We start from the raw sequence: 4,946 nt of genomic DNA, 5'->3' as shown, positions 1-4,946 counted from the left end.
TGCTGATCGCGCTCCTGGCGCTGCCCTTGCTTGCAACCCCGTTTCGCCTGCAGGCGGCCGCGGCACTGCTGTTCGCCATCGCCAGCTTCGCCACGACGCTGAGCGCGCTACCCAGGCTGTGGCCGGTGCAGGCGGACGCCAAACCGGCCGACCAGATCGTCTACAGCCTGCTGCAGATGAACCTGCGCTACGACAATCCGACGCCGAAGAAAGTGCTGTCGCTGATAGGGCGGACCAATCCCGACGTGATCACCCTCGACGAGGTGTCGGAGATGTGGACGACCGAGCTTGGCTATATCACCAGCGCCTATCCCTACCGGATCCTTTGTCCCTATCCGAACGGCGTGTTCGGCGTTGCGCTGCTCTCCAGGCGTCCGTTCGTCGCGGGGACCGGGCCGCATTGCGAGCGGCGCGGGGCGATGGCGATCGCGAGCGTCGACTTCGGCGGTGTCAGCGCCGATGTCGCCGCGATCCATCTCAGCTGGCCATGGCCGCGCGAGCAGTCCTGGCAGATCGGTGAACTGTCGGAGCAGCTCGCCTCGCTTGGCGAGACGGCGATCATGGCCGGCGACTGCAACGCCGTGCCGTGGAGCGCGGCGGTGCGGCGTGTCGCGGCGCTCGGCAAGCTCACCGTCATGCCGTCGGCCGGACCGACCTGGATGTACATCAAGCTGCCGGATGTCCTGCGGCGCTTCGCCGGCCTGCCGATCGACCAGGTGTTCAGCAAGGGCGGGGTGATCATCCATTCGGCGACGCGGCTCGAAGAAACCGGCTCCGATCATCTTCCCGTGCTGGTGGAGTTTTCGCTGCGTCCGCAAGAGAACAAGCCGGACGACGAGCATGAGACGGCGCTGGCGGCCGTCAAACAACCGGGCAAGACGCTGCGCTAGCGCTGCGTTCCTTCGATCCTCAAGGCTTGATCAAGGCATCCACCAGATGCTCGACATGGCCGCCATTGCGGTGCTCGCGGGCGTCGAAGGCCCTTTGCTTCGCCTCGTATTCGGCGTAGACGGCGTTGATACGCCGTCTCGCCTCCTGGCGGGTGCCGGTGCAAAACCAGTTGTCGGCAAGCTTGAGCCGACGGACCGACTTCGCGGTGGCCTGCATCATGCGCCTGGCGATGCGGCCATGCGTCTCCTCATGCGCACGGACGCCGGCGAAGAACCGCTTCCAGCGGCGTTCGAGCGCGGCACTGGCCGGCTGCGCCAGACGCGGATAGGTGTAGGTGAGGTCGAGCACGCCGTCGGCCTGCCGCAGGTGGCAGACTCCATCGGTGCGGCTGATGGCGAGGTCCCAATTCACCGTATAGGCGGTGTCGGCGATGGCGCGGGTCATGAAGCCATGCTTGGGGCCGTTGCGGTCCATCGCCGCGACCAGGGCCACGCCTGTTGTACCTGATATCTCGTAGGTGCGCGTCTTGACCAGCAGCTTGGTGCCGGCCGATGCTATGGGGCTGAAACTGCACAGGACGCCAATCGCCGCAAGGCATGCCAGAACCGAAACGCGCATGGCCTTCCTCCACTCGTCAGGGAAGGGAAACACAAGCGCGCCGCGGTTTCAACAGGCCCGTTACATGCCCCGATAGACTGGCCCCTCGCCGGCTTTTGTTTGAGCGGCGGTCGAGACGGCCGGGTCAGGCGTCTGCCTGTCTCACATGCCCTGATAGACCGGGCCTTCGCCGCCTTGTGGCGGCACCCAGTTGATGTTCTGGTTGGGGTCCTTGATGTCGCAGGTCTTGCAGTGGACGCAGTTCTGCGCGTTGATGACGAAGCGCACGTCCTTGGCCGACGGATCGGCAGCGGCGTTGCCGTCCTTGTCGACCCATTCGTAGACGCCGGCCGGGCAGTAACGCGTCGAGGGTCCGGCAAAGACATCGTGCTCGGAGCGCTGCTGCAGTGCCGCGTCGCCGACGATGAGGTGGACCGGCTCATTTTCCTCGTGATTGGTGTTGGACAGGAACACCGAGGAGAGCCGATCGAAGGTCAGTACGCCATCCGGCTTCGGATAGGCGATCTTTTCATATTTTGCAGCCGGCTCCAGCGTCGCGTAGTCCGCCTTGCCGTGCTTCAGCGTGCCGAAGGGCGAGAGGCCGAACAGCGTGTTCAGCCACATGTCGAGGCCACCGAGGCCGACGCCGATGATGGTGCCGAAGCGCGACCACAGCGGCTTGACGTTGCGCACCTTCTTCAAATCCTTGCCGATGTCGGTCGCCCGCCACGCAGCCTCGTAGGAGGAAAGCTCGTCATTGGCGCGGCCGTCGGCGATCGCTTGCGCGACATGCTCGGCCGCCAGCATTCCCGATAGCACCGCATTGTGCGAACCCTTGATGCGCGGCACGTTGACGAAGCCGGCAGCACAGCCCATCAGCACGCCGCCAGGGAAGGACAGCTTCGGCACCGACTGCCAGCCGCCTTCGGTGATGGCGCGTGCGCCATAGCCGATCCGCTTGGCGCCCTCGAAGGTCCCCTTGATCGCCGGGTGCGTCTTGAAGCGCTGGAACTCCTCGAAGGGCGACAAATACGGGTTTTTGTAGTTCAGGTGGACGACGAAGCCGACCGCCACCTGGTTGTCCTCGAGGTGGTAGAGGAAGGAGCCGCCGCCGGTCTTCATGTCGAGCGGCCAGCCAAAGGAATGTTGCACCAGGCCAGGCTTGTGGTTCTCCGGCTTGACCTGCCAGAGTTCCTTCAGGCCGATGCCGAACTTGGCCGGCTCACGGCCGTCGGCGAGCTTGTATTTGGCGATCAGCTGCTTGGCGAGCGAGCCGCGCGCGCCCTCGCCGATCAGCACATATTTGCCCATCAGCGCCATGCCGGGCGCGAAGGACGGACCATGCGTGCCGTCCTTCTCGACGCCCATGTCGCCGGTCACCACGCCGGTGACGGCGCCGGCATCGTTGTAGAGCAGGCCGGCGGCGGCAAAGCCCGGATAGATCTCGACGCCGAGCGCCTCGGCCTTGGTCGCCAGCCAGCGGCAGACATTGCCGAGCGAGACGATGTAGTTGCCGTGATTGTTCATCAGCGGCGGCATCAGGATATTGGGCAGGCGGAAGGAGCCGGCCGGACCGAGCACCAGGAAATGATCATCGGTCACCGGCGTCTTGAACGGGTGGCCTTCCTCCTCGCGCCAGCCCGGCAGCAGCCGGTCGATGCCGATCGGGTCGACGACGGCACCGGACAGGATGTGGGCGCCGACCTCGCCGCCCTTCTCCAGCACGACGACGGAAAGCTCGGGATTGACCTGCTTCAGACGGATCGCCGCGGCAAGGCCAGCCGGACCAGCGCCGACGATGACCACGTCGAATTCCATGCTCTCGCGTTCGATATCGCTCATCGACCCCTCACTGGCTTGCCGCGCTTTCCCGCATTGTGCTGGCTCATGCGCTGCATAGCGCATCAATTCGCGACGGGAAACCGGCGCTTAACGGACAAAGCCGATTTCGACAAAAAGTCGCGCCCGGCCGGGAAGAACCATTTCTCCCGGCGTTTTTCAATTGTTCGACGGCTTGCTTATCGGCAATACTTCGCGCCATGCGCACGCCTGAGCCATCCGGCTTCTCATTGACGCGCTTTTTCTCGACGCCCGGCCGGCTTTGCCGGGCGGTTCTTCCGCTCCTTCCATTGCTGGCCCCGGCTGCCCATGCCGATCCGCAAAAGGTCTGGGCAACCGGCGCCTATTCCTTTTCCGACGAACTCGGCGGCTTTCACATCACTGGCGCCTCTGGCATCGGCACCAAGGAGGATCCGATCGTCATCACCGAAGAGCTGAATTCGGCGACACCGGTGACGCTGACCATCCGCACCACCAAGCCGATCGAGGCATTCGGCAAGGCCGGCGAGGTCGCCAACGGCATCATTTACATGCGCATCGAGACGCTCAACAACAGCGGCCAGGCCTGGGTGGAGTTCCAGTTCGAGCTACAGGAGATCCTCGACCAGCCGAGCGTATTCGGCGATGGCCTGTCCTTCGACCAGCGCAATAAGTCGCCCGACAACATCGTGGCGAGCAACTTCGCCGAGTTCGACCGCGATTTCGAACCCTATGACCGGCTTTTGTTCAAGAACGGCAAGATCGACCCGCTGATGACGGGCAGCTTCGAATTCCTGATCACCGACTACACGCCGCGCTGGACGTTCTATCTGGTGCAGGATCCGCGGATACCGACGGGCTGACAAACTCACCGAGGTTGCAAATCGCCGCCGCGCGGACGATGGTGGCAGCATGATCGCCGCCTTCCCCAACACCCCTGCCGAAATCGCCGAGCTGCTCGCCTTCTATGCCAGCGCCGGCGTCGATGAGGCGCTGGAGGACGCGCCCATCAACCGCTTCGCCGACGTCCAGCCGAAGCAAGCCGAGCGCGCTCAGGCACCGGCCGCGCGCGAAAGCCGGTCCCAGGAACGGCCGGCACCGGAGCCAGGCCGCGACGCAACCAGAGCGCCAGAGCGACCAACGGCAGCGCCCGGGCTGGACGCAAGCAAGGTGCCGGATGCGCCGGCGCGCACCGCGCCCGCCGTCGCGGCAGTACCCGACGAGGCGCAGGCGCTGCTCGCGCGGCAGATGGCTGCCAGCGCCTCCACGCTCGACGAGCTGCGTCAGCACATGGCGGCCTTCGACGGCTGCAATCTCAAATTCACCGCTAAAAACCTGGTCTTCGCGGACGGCAATCCCAATGCCGAGCTGATGCTGGTTGGCGAAGCGCCGGGCCGCGATGAGGACCTCGAAGGCCTGCCCTTCGTCGGCCGCTCCGGGCGCCTGCTCGACCGCATGCTGGCGGCAATCGGCCTCGACCGCACGTCGGCCTATATCGCCAATGTCATCCCCTGGCGGCCGCCGGGAAATCGCACGCCGACGCCGCACGAGACCGAGATCTGCCGGCCGTTCATCGAAAGGCAGATCGAGTTGGTCAATCCGAAGCTGCTGGTCAGTCTCGGCGGCCCCTCGGCCAAGAC

General features: G+C 65.0%; 5 protein-coding genes. 3 read left to right on the top strand and 2 right to left on the bottom strand.

Going from position 1 to position 4,946, the window contains the following annotated elements; all coding sequences use genetic code 11:
* Nucleotides 1-890 (top strand): endonuclease/exonuclease/phosphatase family protein (locus EN781_RS25670; protein WP_127400451.1); only part of this gene is annotated, 890 nt, incomplete at its 5' end.
* A 19-nt stretch (nt 891-909) separates the two neighbouring features.
* Here EN781_RS25670 and EN781_RS25665 read toward each other — a convergent pair.
* Together EN781_RS25665 and EN781_RS25660 are read right to left on the bottom strand one after the other, a co-directional pair.
* Nucleotides 910-1,509, bottom strand: coding sequence for a DUF922 domain-containing protein (locus EN781_RS25665; protein WP_126055748.1), 600 nt, complete (start codon nt 1,507-1,509; stop codon nt 910-912).
* A 141-nt stretch (nt 1,510-1,650) separates the two neighbouring features.
* Nucleotides 1,651-3,330 (bottom strand): electron transfer flavoprotein-ubiquinone oxidoreductase, encoded by a 1,680-nt coding sequence (locus EN781_RS25660; RefSeq protein ID WP_126055749.1) that lies wholly within the window; start codon nt 3,328-3,330, stop codon nt 1,651-1,653.
* A gap of 197 nt (nt 3,331-3,527) precedes the next feature.
* On the opposite strand from EN781_RS25660, the gene EN781_RS25655 reads away from it, so the two are divergent.
* Nucleotides 3,528-4,169 (top strand): hypothetical protein, encoded by a 642-nt coding sequence (locus EN781_RS25655; protein WP_126055750.1) that lies wholly within the window; start codon nt 3,528-3,530, stop codon nt 4,167-4,169.
* A 49-nt stretch (nt 4,170-4,218) separates the two neighbouring features.
* Nucleotides 4,219-4,946 (top strand): uracil-DNA glycosylase (locus EN781_RS25650; protein WP_127400450.1); only part of this gene is annotated, 728 nt, incomplete at its 3' end.

Origin of the sequence: Mesorhizobium sp. M4A.F.Ca.ET.090.04.2.1, from assembly GCF_003999085.1 — a bacterium.
In the GTDB taxonomy this organism is placed as follows: Bacteria; Pseudomonadota; Alphaproteobacteria; order Rhizobiales; family Rhizobiaceae; genus Mesorhizobium.
Note: the sequence above shows the minus strand (reverse complement) of the source record. Positions and strands in the feature narration are given on the sequence as shown.